21 protein-coding genes are annotated in these 24,492 nt (G+C 67.0%); 4 read left to right on the top strand and 17 right to left on the bottom strand.

Annotated elements, in window-relative coordinates:
* Position 1: 1 nt before the first annotated feature.
* The 6 genes from glk to HNP48_RS18280 form a co-directional block, all read right to left on the bottom strand.
* Positions 2–973: a glucokinase gene (gene glk, locus HNP48_RS18305; protein ID WP_184859602.1), complete on the bottom strand. Its 972-nt coding sequence runs from the start codon at positions 971–973 to the stop codon at positions 2–4.
* Positions 974–1,168: 195 nt separating this feature from the next.
* Positions 1,169–2,230 carry an ABC transporter ATP-binding protein gene (locus HNP48_RS18300; protein ID WP_184859600.1) on the bottom strand — a complete coding sequence of 354 codons (1,062 nt, stop codon included), beginning with the start codon at positions 2,228–2,230 and terminating at the stop codon, positions 1,169–1,171.
* A gap of 15 nt (positions 2,231–2,245) precedes the next feature.
* Positions 2,246–3,115 (bottom strand): carbohydrate ABC transporter permease, encoded by an 870-nt coding sequence (locus HNP48_RS18295; protein ID WP_184859598.1) that lies wholly within the window; start codon positions 3,113–3,115, stop codon positions 2,246–2,248.
* Complete coding sequence (locus HNP48_RS18290) at positions 3,105–3,989, bottom strand: carbohydrate ABC transporter permease (protein WP_184859596.1); 885 nt, start codon at positions 3,987–3,989, stop codon at positions 3,105–3,107. Before HNP48_RS18290 ends, HNP48_RS18295 begins: the two co-directional genes overlap by 11 nt.
* A gap of 167 nt (positions 3,990–4,156) precedes the next feature.
* Positions 4,157–5,344 (bottom strand): carbohydrate porin, encoded by a 1,188-nt coding sequence (locus HNP48_RS18285; RefSeq protein ID WP_260420283.1) that lies wholly within the window; start codon positions 5,342–5,344, stop codon positions 4,157–4,159.
* 22 nt (positions 5,345–5,366) lie between these two features.
* Positions 5,367–6,617 carry an ABC transporter substrate-binding protein gene (locus HNP48_RS18280; protein ID WP_184859594.1) on the bottom strand — a complete coding sequence of 417 codons (1,251 nt, stop codon included), beginning with the start codon at positions 6,615–6,617 and terminating at the stop codon, positions 5,367–5,369.
* A 238-nt stretch (positions 6,618–6,855) separates the two neighbouring features.
* On the opposite strand from HNP48_RS18280, the gene HNP48_RS18275 reads away from it, so the two are divergent.
* Together HNP48_RS18275 and HNP48_RS18270 are read left to right on the top strand one after the other, a co-directional pair.
* Entirely contained in the window at positions 6,856–7,581 is a 726-nt protein-coding gene (locus HNP48_RS18275; protein WP_184859592.1) for a response regulator transcription factor, read from the top strand.
* A 9-nt stretch (positions 7,582–7,590) separates the two neighbouring features.
* Positions 7,591–9,000 (top strand): sensor histidine kinase, encoded by a 1,410-nt coding sequence (locus HNP48_RS18270; RefSeq protein ID WP_184859590.1) that lies wholly within the window; start codon positions 7,591–7,593, stop codon positions 8,998–9,000.
* A 30-nt stretch (positions 9,001–9,030) separates the two neighbouring features.
* Here the strand turns inward: HNP48_RS18270 and tal are convergent, their stop codons facing one another.
* Genes tal through HNP48_RS18250 form a run of 4 tightly spaced genes read right to left on the bottom strand, consistent with a single transcriptional unit; the run spans position 9,031 to position 14,346 of the window.
* Positions 9,031–9,978, bottom strand: coding sequence for a transaldolase (tal, locus tag HNP48_RS18265; protein WP_184859588.1), 948 nt, complete (start codon positions 9,976–9,978; stop codon positions 9,031–9,033).
* A gap of 25 nt (positions 9,979–10,003) precedes the next feature.
* On the bottom strand, positions 10,004–11,068 hold the full coding sequence (locus HNP48_RS18260) for an ABC transporter ATP-binding protein (protein ID WP_184859586.1): 1,065 nt from the start codon (positions 11,066–11,068) through the stop codon (positions 10,004–10,006).
* A 33-nt stretch (positions 11,069–11,101) separates the two neighbouring features.
* Positions 11,102–13,333, bottom strand: coding sequence for an iron ABC transporter permease (locus tag HNP48_RS18255; protein WP_184859584.1), 2,232 nt, complete (start codon positions 13,331–13,333; stop codon positions 11,102–11,104).
* Positions 13,333–14,346 carry an ABC transporter substrate-binding protein gene (locus HNP48_RS18250; RefSeq protein WP_184859582.1) on the bottom strand — a complete coding sequence of 338 codons (1,014 nt, stop codon included), beginning with the start codon at positions 14,344–14,346 and terminating at the stop codon, positions 13,333–13,335. Before HNP48_RS18250 ends, HNP48_RS18255 begins: the two co-directional genes overlap by 1 nt.
* Positions 14,347–14,579: 233 nt before the next feature.
* Between HNP48_RS18250 and HNP48_RS18245 the strand changes: the two genes are divergently transcribed.
* On the top strand, positions 14,580–15,425 hold the full coding sequence (locus tag HNP48_RS18245) for an SIS domain-containing protein (RefSeq protein ID WP_108016385.1): 846 nt from the start codon (positions 14,580–14,582) through the stop codon (positions 15,423–15,425).
* Here HNP48_RS18245 and fabF read toward each other — a convergent pair.
* Positions 15,416–16,747: a beta-ketoacyl-ACP synthase II gene (gene fabF, locus HNP48_RS18240; RefSeq protein WP_184859580.1), complete on the bottom strand. Its 1,332-nt coding sequence runs from the start codon at positions 16,745–16,747 to the stop codon at positions 15,416–15,418. The two genes, HNP48_RS18245 and fabF, sit on opposite strands and share 10 nt — an antisense overlap.
* 104 nt (positions 16,748–16,851) lie before the next feature.
* Between fabF and HNP48_RS18235 the strand changes: the two genes are divergently transcribed.
* Positions 16,852–17,448: a TetR/AcrR family transcriptional regulator gene (locus tag HNP48_RS18235; RefSeq protein WP_184859578.1), complete on the top strand. Its 597-nt coding sequence runs from the start codon at positions 16,852–16,854 to the stop codon at positions 17,446–17,448.
* A gap of 78 nt (positions 17,449–17,526) precedes the next feature.
* On the opposite strand, the gene HNP48_RS18230 is transcribed toward HNP48_RS18235, so the two are convergent.
* From HNP48_RS18230 to HNP48_RS18205, 6 genes are all read right to left on the bottom strand, one after another.
* Positions 17,527–18,558 (bottom strand): ABC transporter ATP-binding protein, encoded by a 1,032-nt coding sequence (locus tag HNP48_RS18230; protein WP_184859576.1) that lies wholly within the window; start codon positions 18,556–18,558, stop codon positions 17,527–17,529.
* Positions 18,555–19,535, bottom strand: a complete 981-nt coding sequence (locus HNP48_RS18225) for an ABC transporter ATP-binding protein (RefSeq protein ID WP_184859574.1) — start codon at positions 19,533–19,535, stop codon at positions 18,555–18,557. Before HNP48_RS18225 ends, HNP48_RS18230 begins: the two co-directional genes overlap by 4 nt.
* Positions 19,536–19,561: 26 nt before the next feature.
* Positions 19,562–20,473 (bottom strand): ABC transporter permease, encoded by a 912-nt coding sequence (locus HNP48_RS18220; protein ID WP_184859572.1) that lies wholly within the window; start codon positions 20,471–20,473, stop codon positions 19,562–19,564.
* Between the two features lie 115 nt (positions 20,474–20,588).
* Positions 20,589–22,166, bottom strand: coding sequence for an ABC transporter substrate-binding protein (locus HNP48_RS18215; protein ID WP_184859570.1), 1,578 nt, complete (start codon positions 22,164–22,166; stop codon positions 20,589–20,591).
* Positions 22,167–22,255: 89 nt separating this feature from the next.
* The gene (locus HNP48_RS18210; protein ID WP_184859568.1) at positions 22,256–23,473 is read right to left on the bottom strand and encodes a M20 aminoacylase family protein; all 1,218 of its coding nucleotides are present in this window, start codon (positions 23,471–23,473) and stop codon (positions 22,256–22,258) included.
* Between the two features lies 1 nt (position 23,474).
* Positions 23,475–24,455, bottom strand: a complete 981-nt coding sequence (locus HNP48_RS18205) for an ABC transporter permease (RefSeq protein ID WP_184859566.1) — start codon at positions 24,453–24,455, stop codon at positions 23,475–23,477.
* Positions 24,456–24,492: the final 37 nt, after the last annotated feature.

Raw genomic sequence — 24,492 nt, 5'->3', positions numbered from 1 at the left:
CTCAGCCGCCTGCGATGTCGAGGGCGCGCGAGGCGCCGTACAGCGCCGGGGTGGCACTCGGGTCGATGATCCAGCAGGGGATGGACGCCAGATAGGGCTGGAAGCGCCCCTTGCCCTCGAAGCGCTGGCGGAAGGACGATTGGTCGAACCACTCCCCCAGGCGCGGCACCATGCCGCCGCCGATGTACACCCCGCCGCGCGCCCCCAGCGTGAGCGCGAGGTTGCCCGCCACATTGCCCAGGAAGCCGCAGAACAGGTCCAGCGCCTGCAGGGCCAGCGGGTCCTTGGCCTGCAAGGCTGCCTCGGTCACCTGGGCCGCCGAGTTCACCTCGGTGCCCCCGGCCTTGGCCACGGTGCGCACGGCGTGGTACAGGTCCACCAGGCCCGAGCCCGACACCGCGCGCTCGGCCGACACATGGCCATAGCGCTGCTGCAGTACCTGAAGCACATCGAACTCGTGCTGGGTCTGTGCGGCCAGCGTGACGTGGCCGCCCTCGCCCGACAACGGTACCCCGGCTGGCGAGTGCGGAGGAAACACCAGGCCCGAGACACCGAGCCCGGTGCCCGCACCCACAAGGCCAATGGCCTCGCCCGGCACGGCCTGGCCACCGCCCACCTGGCGCAGCAGGTCGGGCGTGAGCAGGGGCAGGGCCAGCGCCAGCGCAGTGAAGTCGTTGATCACCACCAGCCGCGCAAAACCGAAGGCCTCGCGCACGGCCTTCTGCGAAAAGCTCCAGCTGTGGTTGGTCATGCGGATGGCATCGCCCGTCACGGGGTTGGCGATGCCGAAGGCCGCTTCGTGCGGCGCCCGGATACCCACCTCGCCCAGGTAGGTGCGGATGGCATCGTCCACCGTGGGGTACTGGGCGCACTGCAGCACGCGCGTATCGTGCAAGCTGTCGTCGCCCGGGTTCTGCCAGGCCAGGCGGATATTGGTGCCGCCAATGTCGGCGAGAAGGCGTGTTGCGGGCATGGGCTGGTGGGGCAATGTGTCCACTGGGAACCAGCGGATCCATCGCCCAAAATGGTGGCTGAATGAAAAGGGCGGGGCCGAAGCGAAGTCCGCTTTTTAACCCAGAACGCGGAAAGTGATCGGGTCAAAGTCCCCATGCGCCAAGGCCAAAGCGCGGGGCAGGCGCAGCACGCCCCGCGCTTTGCGCCCAGGGCCTCATGCGATGCGCTGTTCCGTACCGGTATCGAACCAGTGCGCATGTGCGGGGGCCACGGCCAGGCCCACACGGTCGCCGGGCTTCACGCGGGTCTGCGCATCGGTGCGCAGCGTCATGTGGCCGGCGGCGGTGTCCACCATCACATAGGTGTCAGGGCCCGTGGGCTCGACCACACTGACCTCACCGCGCCAGGGCGAGCTGTCCTGCATCACCAGGTGCTCGGGGCGCACGCCCAGCATCACCTCGGGTGCGGCCTGCGGGGCCGCCAGGTCCAGCGACACGCCCTGCACCGCGAACTGCCCGGCGGCCTGCGTGCCGCGCAGCAGGTTCATGGTGGGCGAGCCGATGAAGGTCGCCACGTAGGTATTGGCCGGGCGGTTGTAGATCTCGTCGGGCGTGCCCAGCTGCTGCACCACGCCGCCCTTCATGACGGCGATGCGCGAGCCCAGGGTCATGGCCTCGACCTGGTCGTGCGTCACGTACACGCTGGTGATGCCGCTGGCCTGGTGCAGGCGCTTGATCTCGGCGCGCATCTCCACACGCAGCTTGGCATCGAGGTTGGACAGCGGCTCGTCGAACAGAAAGAGCTGCGGCTGGCGCGCCAGCGCCCGGCCCATGGCCACGCGCTGGCGCTGGCCACCCGAGAGCTGGCTGGGCCGGCGGTCCAGCAGGTGGCTGATCTGCAGCATGGCCGCCACTTCGTCGATGCGCTTTTGCCGCTCGGCCTTGGGCATCTTGCGCATCTCCAGCGCAAAGCCGATGTTGTCGGCCACGCTCAGCGTGGGGTACAGCGCATAGCTCTGGAACACCATGGCGATGTCGCGGTCGCGCGGGGGCATGCCCACCACGTTCTTGCCCGCGATGCGGATCTCGCCTTCGGTCGGCTCGTCGAGCCCCGCGATGATGTTGAGCAGCGTGGACTTGCCGCAGCCCGAAGGGCCCACGAGGATCAGGAACTCGCCCGGTGCCACCTGGATGTCCACCTTGCGCAGCACCTCCACGCTCTTGTCACCCTTGCCGAAGCGCTTGTTGATGCCCGCGATATCCAATGAAGACGCCATGATTGCTAAACCTCTTTAACCCTTGACCGCGCCGGCCGTCAGCCCACGCACGAAAAACTTGCCTGCAAGCACATAGATCACCATGGTCGGCAGGCCCGCGATGATGGCGGCCGCCATGTCCACGTTGTAGGCCTTCACGCTGCTCGACGTGTTGGCCAGGTTGTTGAGCCCCACGGTCACGGGCTTGGAGTCGGTGCCCGAGAACACCACGCCGAACAGGAAGTCGTTCCAGATGTTGGTGAACTGCCAGATCAGCGTGACCATGATGATGGGGGTGGACATGGGCAGCACGATGCGCCAGAAGATCTGGAAGAAGCTGGCCCCATCCATGCGCGCTGCGTTCACCAGTTCCTTGGGGATCGCCGCGTAGTAGTTGCGAAAGAACAGCGTGGTGCCCGCCAGGCCTGCCAGGCAGTGCACCAGCACCAGCCCGGTGATAGAGCTCGACAGGCCGAGCCAGCCCAGCACCTGGCTCATGGGCAAAAGCACCACCTGGAAGGGCATGAACACGCCGAACAGCAAGAGGCCGAACAGCACGTCGCTGCCGCGGAACTTCCACAGGCTGAGCACATAGCCATTGATCGCACCCCACACGGTGGAGATCAGCACGGCCGGCACGGCCATGGCCACCGAATTCCAGAAGAAGGGGCGCAGGCCATTGCAGTCCACGCCCGTGCAGGCGCTGGACCAGGCCGTGACCCAGGCCGCCGGATTGAGCGACGCCGGCAAGGCCAGCAGCGCACTGGAGCGTATCTCGTCGGCATCCTTGAAGGAGGTGACCAGCATCGCGTACAGCGGCAGCAGGAAGAAGGCGGTGGCCAGGGCCAGCACCGCATAGACCAGCAAACGGCCCACGGAAGGAAACAAGGAAGGCTTAGCGGTCATGGGGTTTGCTGCGCAATTCGCTGTACAGGTAGGGGATCACCAGAGCGGCCACGGTGGCCAGCATCATGGTGGCGCTGGCCGCGCCCAGGCCGATCTGGCCGCGCGAGAACGACATGGTGTACATGAAGGTTGCGGGCACATCGGTGGCATAGCCCGGCCCGCCGGCCGTGAGCGCCATCACCAGGTCGAAGCTTTTGATCGCCAGGTGCGACAGCACCATCAGCGTGGAGAAGAACACGGGCCGCAGCGCCGGCAGCACGATACGCCAGTAGATGCGCGGCAGCGAGGCGCCATCGACCTGGGCGGCCTTGATGATGCTGTCGTCGATGCCGCGCAGGCCGGCCAGGAACAGCGCCATCGCAAAGCCCGCGCTCTGCCAGATGCCGGCGATCACCACGCAGTAGATGGCCATCTCGGTGTCCACGAGCCAGCCGAATTCGAAGTTGGGAAAGCCCCAGTCGCGCACCATCTTCTCGATGCCCAGGCCCGGGTTGAGCAGCCACTTCCAGGCCGTGCCCGTGACCACGAAGGACAGCGCCATGGGGTACAGGTAGATCGTGCGCAGTGCGCCTTCGGCGCGGATCTTCTGGTCCAGCAGCACGGCCAGCACCACGCCGATGGCCAGCGATCCGCCCACGTAGCCCACGCCGAAGATCGCGAGGTTCTTGAGGGCCACCCACCAGCGGTCCATCTCCCACAGGCGCTCGTACTGGGCCAGGCCCGCCCATTCGTAGTTGGGCATCATGCGCGAGACGGACAGGCTGAGCACCCCGTTCCAGACCATGAGGCCGTAGATGAAGGCGAACCCCAGCACGAAGGCGGGGGCGACGACCAGCTTGGGCAGCCAGGATTCAAAGGAGTTCTTGGTCGTCATTGCAAAAAGGATATCGGGTGCATACGCGGCCGGGGACACGCTCGGATGGCCATGCCATCCTTCACGTCAACACAAAAAAGCACAAGGAAAAAAGGGGGGCACGCACGGAGTGCCCCCCAAGAACAAAGTCACCTCTGACTTAACTCGCTCTCACACTCACTCCCTCACTACCACCAGATCTCGTACTGCACGCCCACCAGCGTGCGCGAGGTCTTGCCCTTGGCGCCGAAGGTCGCGGCATTCGCCACGGCGGCAGCCTGGTTCCAGTTGGCCTTGGTCACGTACAGGCGCAGCTCGGGGCGCGACCAGAAGTCTTCGTTCATGGCCAGGGCGCCGGCCAGCGTCACCTTGCTCAGGCGCTGGTCAGGGCCCGTGCCCTTGCGCGTGGTGGTCGACACTTCGGCCAGGGCCTTGAAGTTCTTCGAGATGGCGTAGGAGCCGCGGCCACCCAGGGAGAAGTCCTTGGTCTCCACGTTCGTCAGGTCGGTCTTGTTGGTCTGGTAGCCAATCAGGGCCTGGCCGCCGAAGGGGCCGCTTTGCCAGTTGATGGAGTCGGCGATGCGCGTGGAACGGCGGCCGGGACGGGTGCCGTCGATGGCTTCGAATTCGCCGTCGATGCGGGCATGGCCGCGCGAACCCTGCAGGTACAGGGTGTTGCTCATGCCGGACATCAGGAAGTCCTTCTGGGTGTGCATCAGCGAGATGCCGGAACCCGAACCACCGTTGACCTGGTTCTTGCCACCCACCGCGGTCAGCAGCACGCGCAGCTTGCCATTGGGGTTGGTGTTGATTTCCGACAGGTCGACGTTCAGGCGGTGTGCCTTGACGTCGTTGGGCAGGTTGCCGTCGAACTTGTCGCCGCTGAACACGCCCACGCCGAGCTTCATGCCGCCGATCGGCACATCGGTCACGCCGGCACCGACGTTGTCGCCATAGTTCAGCAGGAAGTAATCGACGATGTGCACGTCCTGGATACGCAAGCGGCGCTGGCCGACCCAGAACTTGGCCTCGGGCGAGAACGACAGGCCACTCATTTCCACATAGGCCTGCTCGGTGCTGATGTCACCACTGCCCCACTTGGCGGGCATGTAGTTGACCTTCCACTTCACGCCGCCGGCCTCGAAGCTGCGGGCGAAGTTGACTTCGATGCCGTTGTCGCCTTCGTTGCCCAGACGGAACTTCTGCAGCTCGCCGCCCAGCGACAGGTTGCCCTTGACGCCATCGGAGTGGTTGAACACCGGGCCACCCCGCGAGTAACCGTTGAACTCGAAGCCGGCAACATCCATTGCCAGTGCATTTGTCATCGCGCATGCGGCGGCCAAAGCCACCGCCGTGAGGCGGTTTCTTTTCATCATGATGGGATCCCTCAGTGTTGGTTTACTTGGTCTTCGCGGCGGCCGCGATCTTCTTCACGGCGTCGGCAACGCTCACCTTGTCGTCATTCCAGAACTGGCTGACGGCGTCCTTGATGGCACCTTCGGTGGCGGGCGCGATGGCCATGCCGTGGGCCACGCTGGGCAGCAGGCTGCCGCTCTTGGCGGTGTCGACGAAATCCTTGGTCGAGGCCTTGGCGCAGTCGTCGAACTTGTCCATCTTCAGGCCGGCACGCACCGGGATGGAACCCTTGTTGAGGTTGAAGACTTCCTGGAACTCGGGGCTCATGATGGAGCTGGCCAGGTCGCTCTGCGCCTTCTGGGCGGCGGAGTCCTTGAGTTTGAACAGGATGAACGAGTCCACGTTGAAGGTGTAGGACGTGGTCGTGCCCGGCGCTGCGGCGCACATGAAGTCCTTGCCCGGCACCTTGTTGGCCGCCAGGAACTCGCCCTTGGCCCAGTCACCCATGAGCTGGAAGCCTGCCTTGCCCTGGATCAGCATGGCCGTGGCCAGGTTCCAGTCGCGGCCCGGGGCGCCCGAGTCGGTGTAGGACTTGATGCGGCGGAAGGTCTCCAGCGACTTCTTCATGGTGTCGCTGTTGATGGCCTTGTCGTCGAGCTTGACCAGGGCGTCCTGGTAGAACTTGGCACCACCGACACCCAGTACCACCGATTCGAAGGTGGTGAAGTCCTGCCAGTTCTGGCCACCGTGGGCCACGGGCACCAGGCCGGCGGCCTTGAGCTTGTCGGCCGCGGCGAAGAACTCATCCCAGGTCTTGGGCATGGCGGCGACGCCGGCCTTCTTCAGGGCCTCGGAGCTGCCCCACATCCAGTTGACGCGGTGCACGTTGACCGGGGCGGCCACGTAGGCGCCCTTGTACTTCATGATGTCGGCGACCACCTTGGGCAGCAGCTCATCCCACTTCTCGGCCTTGGCCAGTGCGTCCATGTTGGCCAGCACGCCTTCAGAGGCCCATTCCTGGATGGCCGGGCCCTTGGTCTGCGCGGCCGAGGGCGGGTTGCCCGAGATCACGCGGCTCTTGAGCACGGTCATGGCGCTGTCGCCACCGCCGCCGGCCACGGCAAAGTCGCGCCAAGTATGGCCCTTGCCCTGCATGATCTTCTTGAGTTCGGCCACCGACTTGGCTTCGCCGCCCGAAGTCCAGTAGTGCAGAACCTCCACTTCCCCCGCACCGGCGGTCGCCGATGCCGCCAGCACCGCCGCGACGGCGGCGAGTTTCGTCAACTTCCACATACCCATGTCTCCTCGTTTGTGTGAGTCTGTTTGTGCGCCCGCTGAGCCATGCCGGCCAGCGCAGTCGGTACTTTAATTACAATAATTAATGAACATATCAGGGCTTTCCCGGGGTGTGCGTTACACGCCAATGGAATTTCACCGTTATCGAATTACGGCGCGACTTGCGCCTCGGTGCTTTCCCTGCAACGGACGGTCCCCGCGCCTGCGCAGGGGGACCCTTTGCTATCCTCTATCCATGGCCACCCTATTGATAGTTGAAGACGATGCCCTGCTGCTGGACGCCTTGACGGGCCAGCTCCAGCAACTGGATTTCAGCGTGTGCACCGCCAGCAGCGTGGCCGAAGCCACCACCGTGCTGCAAAGCCAGGCAGTGGACGGCATCATCCTCGACCTGGGCCTGCCCGGGGCCGACGGCATGGAGCTGCTGACCTGGGCCCGCACCCACATCGCCGGCCTGCCGGTGCTGATTCTGACGGCCCGCGACGGCATCGACGACCGCATCCACGGCCTCAACGCCGGGGCCGACGACTACATCACCAAGCCCTTCAACATGCAGGAGCTGCAGGCCCGCCTGCAGGCCATGCTGCGCCGCGCGCGCCAGCCCGCGTTCACGCAGTCCAGCAGCGCTTCGGGTGGCCCGAGCACCACCATCGGCAGCCTGCAGATCGACCATGGCCACCGCAATGCGGTGCTCGGCGGCGAGCCGCTGGAGCTCACGCAGCGCGAGTGGGAACTGCTGGAGCTGCTGGTGAACCGCTGCGGCGAGGTGGTCACACGCGACGACGTGCTCGCCGCCTGGCGCGCAGGTCCGCCCGAACCCGGGCAGGCAGCAGCCGCGCCCCTGAACTCCAATGCGCTGGAGGTCTACGTGCACCGCCTGCGCCGCAAGCTCGATGCGTCCAACCTGGTCATCCGCAACATCCGCGGGCTGGGTTACATGCTGGCCAAGCCGGCCGAGTAGACCGCCTCCATGCGCCCCATTCCCGGCGTTTCCCTGCAGCGCAAGCTGCTGCTGTGGCTGCTGCTGCCGCAGCTCGTGCTGTGGCTGTCGGGCGGCTTCCTGGCCTGGCGCATCGCGCTGCAGAACGGCGAGAAGGGCATCGACCAGACACTGACCCAGTCGGTGCGCGCACTGGCGCGGCAGATCAAGCCCATCGGCGACGGGCTGCTGGTCGACTTCCCCAAGGCCGCGCAGGACATCCTGGAGCAGGACCCCGCCGACCGCGTCACCTACATGGTCTCCTCACCGCCCGGCCGCTTCCTGCTGGGCAATGCGCAACTGCCCCCGCCGCCGCCGGTGAACGTGGACGTGGGCGAGCCCTTTCTGTACCACACGCGTGTGGACGACCGCCCGGTGCGCGTGGCCCTGCTCGAGGTGGACTACGGTACGCCACAGGCGCGCCAGCGTCTGCGCGTGCAGGTGGCGCAAAGCCTCACCGTGCGCGAGCGCATCGCGCAGGAGCTGCTGGAGAAGATGCTGCTGCCCATGGGTCTCATGGGCCTGGCGCTCAGCGCCGTGGTCTATGCCGGCGTGCTGCGCGGCCTGCAACCGCTGAAGCGCCTGGAGGCACAGATCGAGAAGGCCGGTGCGCGCAAGCGCAACACCGCCGACCCCCTGCCCCCTATCGAGCTCACCTCGGCCCCGCAGGAAGTGCACTCGCTGGCCAGCACCATCAACGCCCTGCTGGAGGCCGTAGCGCGGGGCCAGCAAAAGGAAAAGCGCTTTCTCAACGATGCGGCCCACCAATTGCGCACCCCTCTGGCGGGCTTGATCGGCCAGACCGAGCTGGCACTGCACGAGAGCCGCGAGCCGCCGGTGCAGGAACGGCTGCACAAGGTGCTGTCGGCGGCACGCCGCAGCGCCCACCTGGTGCACCAACTGCTGCAACTGGCCCGTTCGGAAAGTAGTGTGGCCATGCAGACCGTGGACCTGGCGGCGCTGGCGCGCGAAGTGGCGCGCGACTGGGCGGCACGTGCCGTGGCCAGTGGCGTGGACCTGGGCTACGAGGGCGAGGAGCAGTTGGCTGTGCAAGGCCACCCGCTGCTGCTGCGCGAGGCACTCAACAACCTCATCGACAACGCCCTACACTACGCAGGCCACGGCGCCACCGTGACGGTGCGCGTGGACATTGCCGGGGCAGGCATGGCGGCGCTGGCGGTGGAAGACGATGGGCCCGGCGTGAACCCGGCCCACCTGCGCGACCTGTTCGCGCGCTTCTGGCGTGGCTCGGACCAGCCCGGTGGCTGCGGCCTGGGCCTGTCCATCGTGGAGGAAATCGCACTGCAGCACGCTGGCCAGAGCTTTGCCGACCCCGTGGTGCCGCATGGTCTGCGCGTGGGCCTGAAAGTGCCACTCAGCGCCGCGGCACCCCGGACCTGATGGTGCGGTGGCGCGGCCAGCGCCCCGGGATCACGCTGCGAGGATGAGTTTTTCCAGTTTGACGGCATCCACGGCAAAACCGCGGATGCCCTCGGCCAGCTTTTCGGTGGCCATGGCGTCCTCGTTGAGCGCATAGCGGAAGCCCGCTTCGTCGTAGTTCACGGCCGGCAGGTCCAGGGCCTTGGCGGCCTCGGGCTGGAGCGCGGCGGACAACGGCGCATCGCTGGCGGCCAGCTGGGCCAGCAGGTCGGGGGCAATGGTCAGCAGGTCGCAGCCGGCCAGCGCCGTGATCTGGCCGGTGTTGCGGAAGCTGGCGCCCATCACCTCGGTGGCAATGCCGAAGTGCTTGTAGTGGTTGTAGATCTGCGTCACGGACTGCACGCCGGGATCGTTGGCGCCCGAGCGCGCGGCCTCGTCCCACTGGGCGCCGGCCTGCTTCTTGTACCAGTCGTAGATGCGGCCCACGAAGGGCGAGATCAGCTGCACCTTGGCCTGGCCGCAGGCCACCGCCTGGCAGAACGAGAACAGCAGGGTCAGGTTGGTATGGATGCCACGCTGCTCGAGCTTCTCGGCGGCGTGGATGCCTTCCCAGGTGGCGGCCACCTTGATCAGCACGCGGTCGATGTGGATGCCCTCGGCCTGGTACAGCTCGATGATGCGCTCGCCGCGCGTGATCGTGGCCTGGGTGTCGAAACTCAGGCGCGCATCCACCTCGGTGGAGACACGGCCCGGGATGGTGCCCAGGATCTCGCAGCCGAAACGCACGATCAGGCGGTCGATGATCTCGTCCATCGGGCGGCCCCGGAACCGGTTCACCGTGTCCGTGAGCAGTGGTGCGTACTCGGGCTTTTGCACTGCCTTCAGGATCAGCGACGGGTTGGTCGTCGCATCCTGGGGCTGGAACTGGGCCAGCTGCTTGAAATCACCGGTGTCGGCCACCACGGTGGTGAACTGTTTGAGGGCGTCGAGTTGGTTCATGCCCCCATTATTCCGCATCGCCGTGTCAGGGGCCTGTACTTTCAACCACCGATACACCATGCACTCCCAGGCCCAACTGCACCTGCTCGCCCACGGCCAGCACGTCGTCGAGGTCGGACGAGGTGACGAAGATGTTCCCGAGGGCGGTATCGAAGGTGTACTCGTGCACCGCGCCCAGGTAGGCGCGCTTGCGCAGCGTGGCCGGCAGCAGGCCTTCGCCGCCACGCCGGATGCGCCAGGCTTCGGGGCGCACGGCCACCTTCACCGCGCCGGGTGCCGCCGCGGTGCGCGGCTGCAGGACCAGCGGGCCCAGTTGCACCGTGCCGTCGGCCGCCGCCGTGCCCGGGAACAGCATGGCCTCGCCCATGAAGCCGGCGACGAACTCGCTGCGCGGCGTTTCATACAGCGCCTGGGGCGTTCCGCTCTGCGCGATCAGGCCCTGGTCCATGACGATGATCTGGTCGCTCACGGCCATGGCCTCGGCCTGGTCGTGCGTGACATAGGCGACCGTGAGCGACAGGCGCTGCTGCAGCGCTCGGATCTCCTCGCGCATCTCGCGGCGCAGCCGCGCGTCGAGGTTGGACAGCGGCTCGTCGAACAGCAGCACCTCGGGCTCCAGCACCAGGGCGCGCGCCAGCGCCACGCGCTGCTGCTGGCCGCCCGAGAGCTCGCTGGGCAGGCGCTCGTCGTAGCCCACCAGGCCCACGCCGCGCAGCGCCTCCACGGCCTTCGCGTGCGCCACGTCCTTGGCCAGGCCCGACATGCGCAGGCCATACATCACATTACCCACCACGCTCATGTGCGGGAACAGGGCGTAGCTCTGGAACATCATGCTCACATTGCGCTGGGCCGGGCCCAGGGTGGTGACGTCCTTGCCGCCGATGAAGATCTCGCCCGAGGTCGGCGACTCCAGCCCTGCGATCATGCGCAGGGTGGTGGTCTTGCCGCAGCCCGAGGGCCCCAGGATGGTGGTCAGCGTGCCGCGCTGCACTTCGAAACTGATGCCCTTGACGGCCAGGGGTGCCGATGCATCGGCCCCGTAGCGTTTGGTGATGTGGCGAAACACGATGCCCGCGCCGCTGTTGCTCATGGTGGGTGTTCTCTCGGAGGAATCGGGTCGTTCTCAATGCGGTGCCGGCACGGCCCCGGCAGCACGCCGGCCCAGCTTGCGCTCGCCCACCAGCCACTGGATCAGCGCGATGGCCAGCGACATCAGCAAGATCAGCACCGTGCAATAGGCCAGGGCCACGCCGTAGTCGCCATTGCCCACGCGGCCGATGATGTAGGTGGTGGCCAGCTCGTTCTCGGCCGTGACGAGGAAGATCACCGCGCTCACGGTGGTGATGGCGCGCACGAAGCTGTAGACCAGCGCGGCCACCAGGGCGGGCTTGAGCAGCGGCAGCACCACGTGGCGCAGCGTCTGCACGCTGCCTGCGCGCAGCATCAGCGAGGCCTCGTCGAGCGAGCGGTCGAGCTGCTTGAACGCGGCCGTGCCTGCGCGCACGCCCACCGGCAGGTTGCGGAACATGAAGCACAGCACGATGATCAGCGCCGTGCCCGTGAGCTCGAACGGCGGCACGTTGAAGGCCAGGATGTAGCTCACGCCCAGCACCGTGCCCGGGATGGCGAAGGCCAGCAGGGCCGAGAACTCGAAGGCCCCCTGCCCCTTGAACTCGGTGCGCGCCAGCAGCCAGGCGATGCCGATGCCCAGCGCCGCCGTGAGCGGTGCCGACAGCGCAGCGAGCTTGATCGTGGTGAAAAACGAATTCCAGGCCGTGCCGGCCCAGACGATGCCGAATTCACCCCACTCCATGTTGAACGCCGTGCGGAAGTGGTTGAGCGTGAAGGTGTAGTCGCGCCCCCAGGTCTGCACGAAGCCGCCGGCCAGCGCGAACAGGTAGACGACAAGGGTGAAGGCCATCCACGGCAGCGCCACGGAATGCACCACGCGGCGCACACCAGCTGGCAGCGGCATGGCCAGGCCCGCATCGCCCTTGCCCGACACCGTGGTGAAGTTCTGCCGCCCGAGCAGGCCGCGCTGGATGGCGAACACCGCCAGCGCGAACAGCGTGAGGATCCAGGCCAGCGAAGCGGCGCGCCCCTGGTCGTACTGCGCGCCCACGATGGCGAAGAAGATCTCGGTGGAGAGCACCGAGAACTGCCCGCCCACAACGATGGGGTTGCCGAAGTCGGCCATGCTCTCGATGAAGCCCACCAGGAATGCATTGGCCAGGCCCGGCTTGAGCAGGGGCAGGGTCACCGTCATGAAGGTCTGGTGCGGGCTGGCGCGCAGGGTCTGGGCGGCCTCTTCGAGGCTGGGCGCCACGCCCTGCACCACGCCGCGCATGATCATGAAGGCGATGGGCGTGAAGGCGAAGGTCTGTGCCACCCACACCCCGAGCCAGCCATAGAACCAGCGCGAGGGCGTGATGCCGAAGGCGACTTCCAGGAACTGGTTGAACACGCCCGCGCGGCCGAACAGCAGGATGAGCCCCAGGCCCACCACGAAGGGCGGCGTGATGATGGGCAAGAGCGCGAGCACGTTGAGCGGGCGCGCGTAGCGGCGCGAGGCGCGCTCGGCCATCAGCGCCATGAAGGTGCCCAAGAGCGTGGTGCTGGCCGCCGTCATGAGCCCCAGGAACAGCGTGTTCCAGGCCACGCCGCAGCGCTGCCCCCCGGCCAGGCAGGCCAGGCCGAAGTTGCGCTCGTGCGCCACGCGCTCCCACATCACCGCCAGCGAGAACGGCCCGTCTTCGAGGAAGAAGGCGCCCGAGAGCGCCTTGAGCACCGGGAACACGATGAACAGCGCGAGCAGGCTGCCCATGCCGAGCACGGCGGCCGCCACGAACAGGTCGCCCTTGAAGTAGCCGCGCCGGGCCAGGCCGAAGGAGGCCAGCACCAGCAGCGCCGTGAGCACCACGAAGGCGCCCCAGCCCATGCCCGGCTGGCGCGCGCCCAGTTCGCCGAAACTGGCGTTGAGCCCGTCGAAGGCCCAGCCACGCGCGCCGATGGCGAAGCCGCTGACCAGCAGGGACACCAGGCCGAGACCGCCGCCCAGCAACAGCAGGCTACCCTGCCGGCGCCCCGCCGGCAGCATGGCGCCCGCCCCGGCGATGGCCAGGCCGGCGAGTGCCAGCCACAGCCAGGGCCGCCCGAAGGCCGCCGCCTGCAGGAGGCCGCTGCCGGTCTGCGCCTGGCTGAAGACCTGGGCCAGCAGGGCCAGGCCATTGGCATCCTGCTGCGCATACCAGGGCAGCGCCACATAGCCCAGCAGACCCAGCGCCAGCCAGGTCCACAGGGGCTGGTTGACCGCAGGCCTGGCCGCCAGCGGTGCCTGCAATGCGTGCGCCGACATCAGCGCCCGGCGTTCTGGACGTCTTTTTCCCAGCGCGCAATCAGGCGGCGGCGCTCGGCGCTCGCGCCGTACTTGGCGTAGTCGTAATTGATGAGCTTCATCTTGGCCGGGTCTGTCATGCGCGGATCGCGGGGCACCTGGGTGTTGCTGGGCAGCTGGAACTGCTTGGCGGCCAGGCCGAACTGCTGGCCGCCAGGCGTGAGCGCCCACTCATAGAACTTCTTGGCGGCCTCGGTATTGGGGCCATTCTTGACGATGCTCATCGAGCCCACCTCGGCACCCGTGCCTTCGGAGGGTGTGGCCGAACCCACGGGAAAGCCGTTGACGGCCTCGGTGGTCACATCGTGCACGAAGCTCACCGACACCGTGGTCTCGCCACGCGCGGCGGCCTTGACCGGGGCCGTGCCCGAACGCGTGTAGGCACTGATGTTGGGGTGCAGCGCCTTGAGGTACTCGAAGGCCTTTTCCTCGCCCATGATCTGCACCAGCGTGGCGATCATGGTGTAGGCCGTGCCGCTCGATGCGGGGTTGGCCATCTGCACCTCGCCCTTGAACTCGGGCTTGAGCAGGTCGGCCCAGGACTGCGGCGGGTTGAGCTTGCGCTTGGCCAGCAGTTCCTTGTTGTAGCCAAAGCCCAGCGGCCCCAGGTAGACGCCCACGGTGCGGTACTTGGAGTCGGCCGCCTGCTTTTGCGCCCAGGGGTAGAGCTGCGTGAGCTGCTGGGACTTGTACTCCAGCGTCAGGCCCTGCTCGGCCGCCTGCAGATGCGGGTCGCCCGTGCCGCCGAACCAGATGTCGGTCTTGGGATTGGCCTTCTCGGCATTGAGCTGGGCCAGCGCCTCGCCCGAGCCCTTGGCCGTCATGTTGACCTTGGTGCCCGTGGTCTTGGAGTAGACCGTGGACATCAGATTGCACCACTCGGCCTGCACGGAGCAGATGATGTTGACCTGGCCCTGGGCCAGGGCACCCGATGCGGCCAGTGCCAGCGCAGTGCCTGCAAGGAATTTTTGCATGGAAGTCTCTTTCTGGTGTTGTAGTGGTTTGTTTAGTGACAGTTTAATGACAGACATCCTACGGTGGCCCCTGGCAGGCGACCACGGGGATTACGCGAGGGCAGGTGCTCACACCGGCTGCCGCACCCGCGGCGGCATCAGGGTTCCACGCGCTCCCCCTGGCGATGAAACCCAGTTACCATTGATCGCCACCATCCATCCCATGAACCCGATGCCCCCGAGGACCTGCCAGCGTGCTTGACCGCATCACCGCCTCCCTGTCGTCCCTGGCCCCCGCCGAGCAGCGCGTGGGCAAGCTCGTGCTGGCCGATCCGCGCAGCTTCGCGCGCCTGCCCGTGCGCGAGCTGGCCGAGCGCGCCCATGTGAGCAAGCCCACCGTGGTGCGCTTTTGCCGCAGCATGGGCTACGACGGCCTGGCCGATTTCAAGCTCAAGCTCGCCGGCAGCGTGAGCGAGGGCGTGCCCTTCATCCACCGCAGCGTGGACGCCGACGACAAGACCGGCGACGTGCTGGTGAAGGTGGTGGACAACGCCGTGGCCGCCTTTCTGCAGTACCGCAATGCCGCGAGCACGGTGGCACTGGAGCGTGCAGCCGAGGCGATCGCCGCCACCTGGAAGACGGGGCGGCGCATCGAGTTCTATGGCGTGGGCAACTCGGGCATCGTGGCGCAGGATGCGCAGCACAAGTTCTTCCGCCTGGGGGTGACCTCCATTGCCACCAGCGACGGCCACATGCAGGTGATGAGCGCCACCCTGCTCGGCCCGGGCGACTGCCTGGTGATCGTCTCCAACTCGGGGCGCACGCGCGATCTGATGGATGCAGCCGACATCGCGCGCAAGAACGGCGCCACCACCATCGCCATCACAGCCAGCGGCTCGCCATTGGCGAGCACCTGCCAGATCCACCTGGCCGCCGACCACCCCGAGGGCTACGACCGCTACAGCCCCATGGTGTCGCGGCTCATGCACCTGCTCATCATCGATGTGCTGGCCACCTGCGTGGCCCTGCGCATCGGCAGCCCGCTGCAGCCCATCTTGCAGCAGATGAAAGAGAACCTGCGCGCCAAGCGCTATGCCTGAGCGGGCGCTGGGGCCCAGCGCTTGAGCACCAGCGTGGCGTTCACGCCGCCAAAGCCGAAACCGTTGACCATGGCGTGTTCCAGCGCCATGGGGCGGCTGGCGCCGGCCACCAGGTCCAGGCCTTCGGCCAGTTCGTCGGGGTTCACAAGGTTGCGCGTGGCGGGCACCACCTGGTCGCGCAGGGCCAGGGCGGTGAAGATCGCAGCCACCGCGCCGGCAGCCCCCAGCAGGTGGCCCGTGGCGGCCTTGGTCGAGGTGATCGCCACCGAGCGGGCCGTGCCGAACACACGCCGTATGGCCGCCAGCTCACCGCGATCGCCCACGTAGGTGGAGGTCGAATGCGCATTGAGGTGCTGCACCTCGCTGGCGGCCAGGCCGGCCTGGGCGAGCGCCAGCTCCATCGAGCGGCGCGCGCCATCGCCATCCTCCGGGCCGGCCGTGATGTGGTGCGCATCGGCCGAGGTGCCATAGCCCACGAGCTCAGCCAGCGGCGTGGCGCCGCGCGCCAGTGCATGCTCCAGCGACTCGATCACCAGCATGCCGGCACCCTCGCCCATCACGAAGCCATCGCGCGCCGCATCGAACGGACGCGAGGCCTGCTCGGGGTGGTCCGAGAAGCCGGTGGACAGCGCCTTGGCGGCGGCAAAGCCGCCCAGGCTCACCCGGTCGATGGTGGCCTCGGTACCGCCGCAGACGGCGATGTCGGCCTCGCCCGCGCGGATCATGCGCGCCGCATCGCCGATGGCCTGCACACTGGCCGCGCAGGCCGTGACGGGTGCGCCCAGGGGCCCCTTGAGGTGGTGGCGGATGGAGACGTGGCCCGCCGCCAGGTTCACCAGGAAGGACGGCACGGTGAAGGGCGACAGGCGCTGCGGGCCGCGCGTGTCGGTGGTGCGCACGGCCTCGGCGATGGCGCCGAAACCGCCGATGCCCGAGGCAATGACCGTGGCGGTGCGCTGCTGGCCCCGCTCGTCCGTGGGTGCCCAGCCCGCCTGCGTGAGCGCCTGCTGCGCGGCGCCCAGGGCGAAGGGGATGAAACGGTCCATCTTGCGCTGGTCCTTGGCACTGGCAACGCTGTCCGGATCCCAACCACCTTCGGGATCTTCTTCCACGCTGGGAACGGCGCCGCCCACCTTGGCCGCCAGGCCCTCCACCACCGCATCGTGCAGCCGGCGCAGGCCGGACGCGCCTGCCAGCAGGCGACTCCAGGCCAGCTCCACCCCCACGCCCAGGGGCGAGACCAGGCCCATGCCCGTGATGACCACGCGCTGCGCGCGGGCGGCACCGTTGCGGGGGAGTTGTGTAGCGTTGCTGTTGTCCATGGCGTACAGGGCACGGCGAGCGCCGCGCATTTATGATGACGGTCGCCATCATAAACAAGTCGTCGATTAATGCGTACGACCATCATCAAAAAGAGGTTTCCTCCATGAAAGTCTCGAAGGCGCAGGCGGCCGAGAACCGCCAGGGCATCCTGGACGCCGCGGCGCGCCTGTACCGGGAGCACGGCCTCACGGGCGTGGGCGTGGCCGACATCACACGCGATGCGGGCCTGACCCATGGCGGGCTGTACCGGCATTTCGAGAACAAGGACGCGCTGGTGCGCGAGGCCTGCGCGCGTGCATTCGACTGGTCGATCGCCCCGCTCGATGGCCTGGAGGGTGGCGCCGACGGCCTCGCGGCGCGGGTGGCGGGCTACCTGTCACCGCAGCACCGGGACCACCCGGGCGAGGGCTGCCCGGCCGCGGCCCTGGCCGTGGATGCGGCGCGCGCAGGGAGCGATCTGTCCGAAGTGTTCGCCCAAGGCATCGAGCGCAACATCGAGCGCTTTGCGCGCGTGATCGAGGGCCTGGAGGCGGGCGCCGAACCCAGCCCCGAAGGACGCACGCGCGCCTTGCAGATGCTGGCCACCATGGTGGGCGGCCTGGTGCTGGCGCGTGCCACGGCGGCGGGCCGGCCGGCCCTGTCCGACCAGATCCTCGCGACCCTGCGCGAGCATCTGTTGGCCCCTCCCCACCGCCCCTGAGGTCGCGGGTCCGAGGGGCGGGCCCCCATGAAAAAGGGCTCCCGAAGGAGCCCTTGCAGCAGTCGGCCCAGGGCCAGCTTACTGGATACGGCCTTCTTCCACCGCATGGCAGGCGATGCGGATGCCGCCGATGGACAGCAGCTTGGGACGCTCGCTGCGGCAGCGGTCGTTGGCGTGCGGGCAGCGTGGGTTGAAGGCGCAGCCGGGCGGAGGATTGAGCGGGTTGGGCACCTCGCCCTGCACGGGCGTACGCGCCTTGCCAGTGTCGTGCATCTTGGGGATGGCATCGAGCAGCATGCGCGTGTAGGGGTGGCGCGGCTTTTCGAACAAGGCGTGCTTGTCGGCCAGTTCCACCAGGCGGCCCAGGTACATCACGCCGACCTGATCGCTCACATGGCGCACCACGGCCAGGTTGTGCGAGATGAACAAATAGGTCAGGTGCCGCTGGCGCTGCAGGTCCTTCATGATGTTGAGCACCTGCGCCTGCACCGACACGTCGAGCGCCGAGGTGGGTTCGTCGCAGACCAGGAACTCGGGCTCGGTCGCCAGGGCGCGCGCGATCGAGATGCGCTGGCGCTGGCCGCCCGAGAACTGGTGCGGGTACTTGACCATGTCCAGCGGCGACAGGCCCACCGACTGCAGCAGCTCACCCACGCGCTGCTTGAGCTCGGCCTTGTCGGTGATGAGGCCATGCTCGCGCAGCGGCTCGCCGATGATGTCCTCCACGAGCCAGCGCGGGTTCAGGCTGGCATAGGGGTCCTGGAAGATCATCTGGATGCGCCGGCGCATGGCGCGCGCATCGTTGCCCTTGAACGCGGCGTGGGCGTCCTGGTTGTCGAAGGTGAGACCGCCGCGCGTGGGCTCGTACAGGCCCACCAGCAGGCGCGCCACGGTGCTCTTGCCGCAGCCGGACTCACCCACCAGGGCCAGGGTCTTGCCCTTCTCGATCTCGAAGCTCACGCCGTCCACTGCATGCAGCAGGGTGCGGGGCTTGCGCTCGATCATGCGGTTGAGCCAGGGGGCCGACACATCGAAGGTCTTGGCCAGATCGTGCGCCTGCACGAGCGGCTTGCCGGCGCTTGCGGTGGTGGTGGAAGGCACGGCGCTCATGCGGACACCTCCGTGGTGGCCGGGGCGTGCAGCCAGCAGGCGGCGCGGGTGGAGCCGGCCGGCATGAGTTCGGGGCGATCGACCATGCAGCGGTCAAACGTCTTGGGGCAGCGCGGGTTGTAGGCGCAGCCCTTGGGGATGGCGTTGAGGCGGGGCATGGCTCCGTCGATCTGGTTCAGGCGTTCACGGTCCACCGCCATGTCGGGGATGGAGGCCATCAGGCCGCTGGTGTAGGGGTGGGAGGGTTTGTTGATGACGTCGTGCACCGGGCCGATCTCGGCCACGCGGCCGGCATAGAGCACGGCCACGCGGTCGCAGGTCTCGGCGATCACGCCCATGTCGTGGGTGATCAGCATGACGGCGGCGCCGCGCGATTTGCAGATGTTCTTGAGCAGCGTGATGATCTGCGCCTGGATGGAGACGTCCAGCGCCGTGGTCGGCTCGTCGGCCACGATGAGCTTGGGCTCGGCCGCCAGGGCCAGGGCGATCACCACACGTTGGCGCATGCCGCCCGAGAACTGGTGCGGGTAGTGGTCGATGCGCTCTGCCGCCGCGGGAATGCCGGTGTCCTGCAGCAGCGCGATGGCGCGCTGGCGGGCTTCGGCGGCGCTCACGGGCAAGTGGGCCAGGATGGTCTCGGTGAGCTGGCGGCCCACCGTGTACAGCGGGTTCAGCGAGGTCAGCGGGTCCTGGAAGATGGCGCCGATGCGCCGCCCGCGGATGCTGCGCATCTGGTCGCTGTTGAGGTTGTCGATGCGCTGGCCTTCCAGCAGGATCTGGCCCGAGGCCACGCGGCCCGGCGGTTCGAGCAGGCCGATGATGGCTGCGCCGGTGAGCGACTTGCCGGCGCCGGACTCTCCCACCACACCCAGGATCTCGCCGGGAGCGATGGAAAAGGAGATGTCGTCCAGGGCGCGCAGGGTACCGCGGCGGCCCGGAAATTCGACAACGAGGTTTTTGACTTCTAGAAGACTCATGGGAATATCGCTTTTCTTGTTCTCGTTCAGCGCAGGCGCGGGTTCAGGGCGTCGCGCAGCCAGTCGCCGAGCAGGTTCACGGACAAAGCGATCAGCACCAGCATCGCACCGGGGAACACGGTGATCCACCATTCGCCGGAAAACAGGTAGTCATTGCCGATGCGGATCAGCGTGCCCAGCGAGGGCGATGTGGGCGGGGCCCCGACGCCCAGGAAGGACAGCGTGGCCTCGGTGATGATGGCGGTGGCGACCTGGATGGTGGCCAGCACCATCACCGGGCCCATGACGTTGGGCAGCACATGCTTGCGCATGATGCGCAGCGAGGAGACCCCCGTGACGCGGGCGGCCTGCACGTATTCCTTGTTGCGCTCGACCAGGGTGGAGCCGCGCACGGTGCGCGCATACTGCACCCAGCCCGTGAGCGAGATCGAGAGAATCAGCACGCCGAAGGCGAGCGACTCGTGGGCATTGGGAAACAGGGCCCGGCCGACGCCTGCGATCAGCAGGGCCACCAGGATGGCGGGGAAGGACAGCATCACGTCGCACAGGCGCATGAGCACCGCGTCGATCCAGCCACCGCGAAAGCCGGCCAAGAGGCCGAAGGCCACGCCCACCACCACGGACAGCAGCACCGAGGCGAAGCCCACGATGAGCGAAATGCGCGCGCCGTAGATCAGCGCGGAAAGGATGTCGCGCCCCTGGTCATCGGTGCCCAGGGGGTACTTCATCGAACCCATCTCGATCCAGGCCGGGGGCAGGCGCGCGTCGCCGAGCTCCAGTGTCGCCAAGTCAAAGGGGTTGTGGGGTGCGACCCATCCTGCAAACAAAGAGCAGAACAGACAAATCAGGGCGATCACCGCCGCGACGATCGCCATGGGCGATGTGCGGAAGCTGTAGCCAACGTCGCTGTCAAACCAGCGGGCAAGGGTTGTTTTCATTGTGGGAAACCAGTGGGCAGACAGCACGCGCGGCGCGGGTAGCAACCGGCGTGGCTGGTCTGCTGAATGTCCGTCTCTAACTAACTATCTAGGTACTCGAAGGGAAGGCGCTTGCTTACTTGATGCTCATCCACTTGAAGGGCATGAAGTTGTCGGCCAGTTGCACCAGCGTGACCTTCTTGCTCACACCCCAGGCCAGGGCCTGCTGGTGCAGTGGCAACGTGCCCACGTCGGCGGCATGGATGTCGAAGGCCTCCTTGATCATGGCGTCGCGCTTGGCCTTGTCGGTCTCGGCCTGGATCTTCTTGGTCAGCTCGTCCACCTTGGGGTTGCAGTACGAACCCAGGTTGAACTGGCCGGCACCCTTGTCGTCCACACAGGCCACCAGTGCATTGAGGGCGTTGTGCGAGTCGTAGGTGGCAGGCGTCCAGCCCAGCATGTAGAAGCTGGTGTCGCGGCGCAGGATCTTGGGGAAGTAGGTGCCCTTTGTCTCGGCCTGCAGGTTGATCTTGACGTTGATGCGCGACAGGTTGGCGGCCACGGTCTGGCAGATGCGGCCATCGTTCACGTAGCGGTCGTTGGGGCAGTTCATCGACACTTCAAAGCCGTTGGGGTAGCCGGCTTCGGCCATCAGCTTCTTGGCAGCCTCGACATCGTAGGGCAGGCGCTTGGCATCGGGCTGGAAGCCGTTGATGCCGGGGCCGACCAGCAGGGCCGATGGGTTGGAGGCGCCACGCATCACGGTGCGCTTGATGCCGTCGATGTCGATGGCCTGGTAGAAGGCCTGGCGCACGCGCTTGTCCTTGAAGGGGTTCTTGCCCTTGACGTTGGAGTACAGCAGTTCGTCGCGCTTCTGGTCCATGCCCAGGAAGATGGTGCGCAGCTCAGGGCCGGTGATGGCGCGCGTGTTGGCGCTGGTGTTGACGCGCTCGATGTCCTGCACGGGCACGGGCTCCATCACGTCCACTTCGCCCGACAGCAGGGCCGCGACGCGGGTGGCGTCGTTGCCGATGGGCGTGAACACGATCTCATTGGCATTGCTCTCGATCTTGCCCCAGTAGGTGCCGTTGCGCGAGAACACGGTGCGCACATTGGGCTGGCGCTCACGCAGGCGGAACGGGCCCGTGCCATTGGCCTTGAACGATGCGGCGTTCTCGATGCCCTTGCGGCGGTCCACGGGGCCCATGGCCTGGTTGGTCTCACACCACTTCTTGCTCATCATGTAGACCAGCGAGACCACGTCGGGGAGGATGGGGAACGGGGTCTTGGTCTCGATCTCGACCGCGTGGTCGTTGATCTTGCGCACTTCCTTGAAGTCGTTGGTGTAGCTCTTCATGTCCGAGCCCTCGACCTGCGTGCGGCCGAAGCTGAACACCACGTCGTCGGCCGTGAAGGGGGTGCCGTCATGGAATTGCACGCCCTTGCGCAACTCGAAGCGCCACACGGTGGGCGAGGTCTGCTTCCAGCTCGTCGCCAGGGCCGGGGCCAGGCTCAGGTCCTTGTTGCGGCCGACCAGCGGCTCGTAGACGTTGCCAGTGACGCTCAGCTGCAGCGATTCATTGAGCGAGTGCGGGTCCATGGACAGCGAGTCGCCCTGGTTGGCCACGCGAATGGTCTGCGCATTGGCCACCACGCTGGACGCTGCCAGCGCGGCGAACAAGGCCGTCATGGCCAGTTTTTTCTGGAATGTCATGCAGTTCTCCTGGTCGATGAAAAGTGGGTTTTAGGAGGGGTGAGGGAAATCGCCGGATGGCTGGTGCAAAAAAGGCAGCCGCTGCAGGCTCAGAGCGTGGGCAGCGGCATGGCCTGCTCGATCAGGCTGGCGTGCAAGGCCGAGCCCAGGGGCAGGATGTCGTCGTTGAAGTCGTAGCGGCTGTTGTGCAAGGCACTGCCGCTGGCACCGGTGCCCTGCCCTATGCGCAGGTAGGCACCGGGCTTGTCCTGCAGCATGAAGGAAAAGTCCTCGGCGCCCATGCTGGGCTCCAGGTCGCGCACCACGTGGTCGGCGCCGACCAGCGATTCGGCCACGTTGCCGGCAAAGACCGCTTCGTCCTCGGAGTTGATGGTGGCCGGGTAGATGCGCTCGTAGTGCACGCTGGCCGTGGCGCCAAAGCCCAGTGCAATCGCACTGCACAGCTCCTTGAGGCGCTTTTCGACCATCTCCTGCACCACGGGGTTGAAGGTGCGCACGGTGCCCACCAGCGTGGCCGAACCAGGCAGCACGCTGAAGGCACCGAGATCGCCGGCCTGCATGGCGCACAGGCTGACCACGGCGCCGTCGAGCGGGCGCACGTTGCGCGAGACGATGGTCTGCGCTGCGGTGATGATGTGCGCGGCCACGAGCATCACGTCCACCGTCTGGTAGGCATGGGCGCCATGGCCGCCGCGGCCCGTGATCTCGATGGTGATGCGATCGGCCGCCGCCATCATGGCACCGGAGTTCAGGCCCACGGTGCCGGGCGCCATGGCAGGCCAGTTGTGCATGGCGAAGATGGACTGCACGGGGAAGCGCTCGAACAGGCCGTCTTCCATCATCACGCGCGCGCCCGCAAAACCTTCCTCGCCGGGCTGGAACACCAGCACCGCCGTGCCGTCAAAGTTGCGCGTCTCGGCCAGGTAACGGGCCGCGCCCACCAGCATGGCCGTGTGGCCATCGTGGCCACAGCCGTGCATCAGGCCCTGCTTGCAGGACTTCCAGGAAAAGTCGTTGTGCTCGGTGAGCGGCAGCGCGTCCATGTCGGCGCGCAGGCCCACCATGGAGCCGCTGGCCGTGCTGCGCCCGCGGATCACCGCGACCAGACCGGTGCGGCCGATGCCGTCATGGATCTCGTCCACGCCACAGACCTTGAGCGCCTCCTTGACCCGGGCCCCGGTGTAGACCTCTTCGAAGCCCAGCTCGGGGTGGGCGTGCAGGTCGCGGCGCAGGGCCGTGAGTTCGGGGTGGAATTGCGCGATATGCGCGAAGGCCCTGCCGCCTGCCTTGAGTCGGCTCGCCTGCATCTCAATGCCCCCCGGCCTTGCCCACGCGCAGGCGCGGATCGACGGCGAAGTACAAGAGGTCGACCACCAGGTTGATGACCACAAAGATCAGCGCAATCAGGCACAGGTAGGCCGCCATCACGGGGATGTCGGCAAAGGTCACGGCCTGGATGAACAGGAGGCCCATGCCCGGCCACTGGAACACCGTCTCGGTGATGATGGCGAAGGCGATCAGGCCACCGAGCTGCAGGCCGGTGATGGTCATCACGGGCACCAGCGTGTTCTTGAGCGCGTGGCCGAAGTGGATGGCCCGGTTGGACAGGCCACGGGCCCGCGCGAACTTGATGTAGTCGGTGCGCAGCACCTCCAGCATTTCCGCGCGCACCAGGCGCATGATCAGCGTGAGCTGGAAGATGGCCAGCGTGACCGCAGGCAGGATGATGTGGTGCCAGCCCTTGGCCTTGAGCAGGCCGGTGCTCCACCAGCCCAGCTGCACCACTTCACCGCGGCCAAAGCTCGGGAACCAGCCCAGGTGCACGGCAAACACCAGGATCAGCAGGATGCCGATCAGGAAGGTGGGCAGCGATACGCCCAGCAGCGACAGCGTCATGAACAGCTGGCTGGTGAAGGTGCCACGCTTGAGGGCGGCATACACGCCCATCGGCACACCGAGCACCAGGGCGAGCACGGCAGCCACCATGGCGAGCTCCAGCGTGGCGGGGAAGCGTTCGGCGATCAGACGCGAGACCTTGGCGCCCTGGCGCAGGCTCAGGCCGAATTCGCCCTGCGCAGCGTTCACGAGGAAGTGGCCGAACTGCACGAAAAAGGGTTTGTCCAGACCCAGCGCGACGCGCAATTCACGGATCTGCTCGGGTGTTGCGTCCTGGCCCAGCAAGAACACCACGGGATCCCCGACGTACTGGAACAGCATGAAGGAGATGAAGGCCACCGTGACCATGACGATCACAGCCTGGATCAGGCGGCGCAAAATAAAGGCAAGCATCGGAGAGTCGAGTGTGTATTCGATGGGACGCCTTGGC

Origin of the sequence: Acidovorax soli (genome assembly GCF_014207955.1) — a bacterium.
Lineage (GTDB): Bacteria > Pseudomonadota > Gammaproteobacteria > Burkholderiales > Burkholderiaceae_C > Acidovorax > Acidovorax soli_A.
Note: the sequence above shows the minus strand (reverse complement) of the source record. Positions and strands in the feature narration are given on the sequence as shown.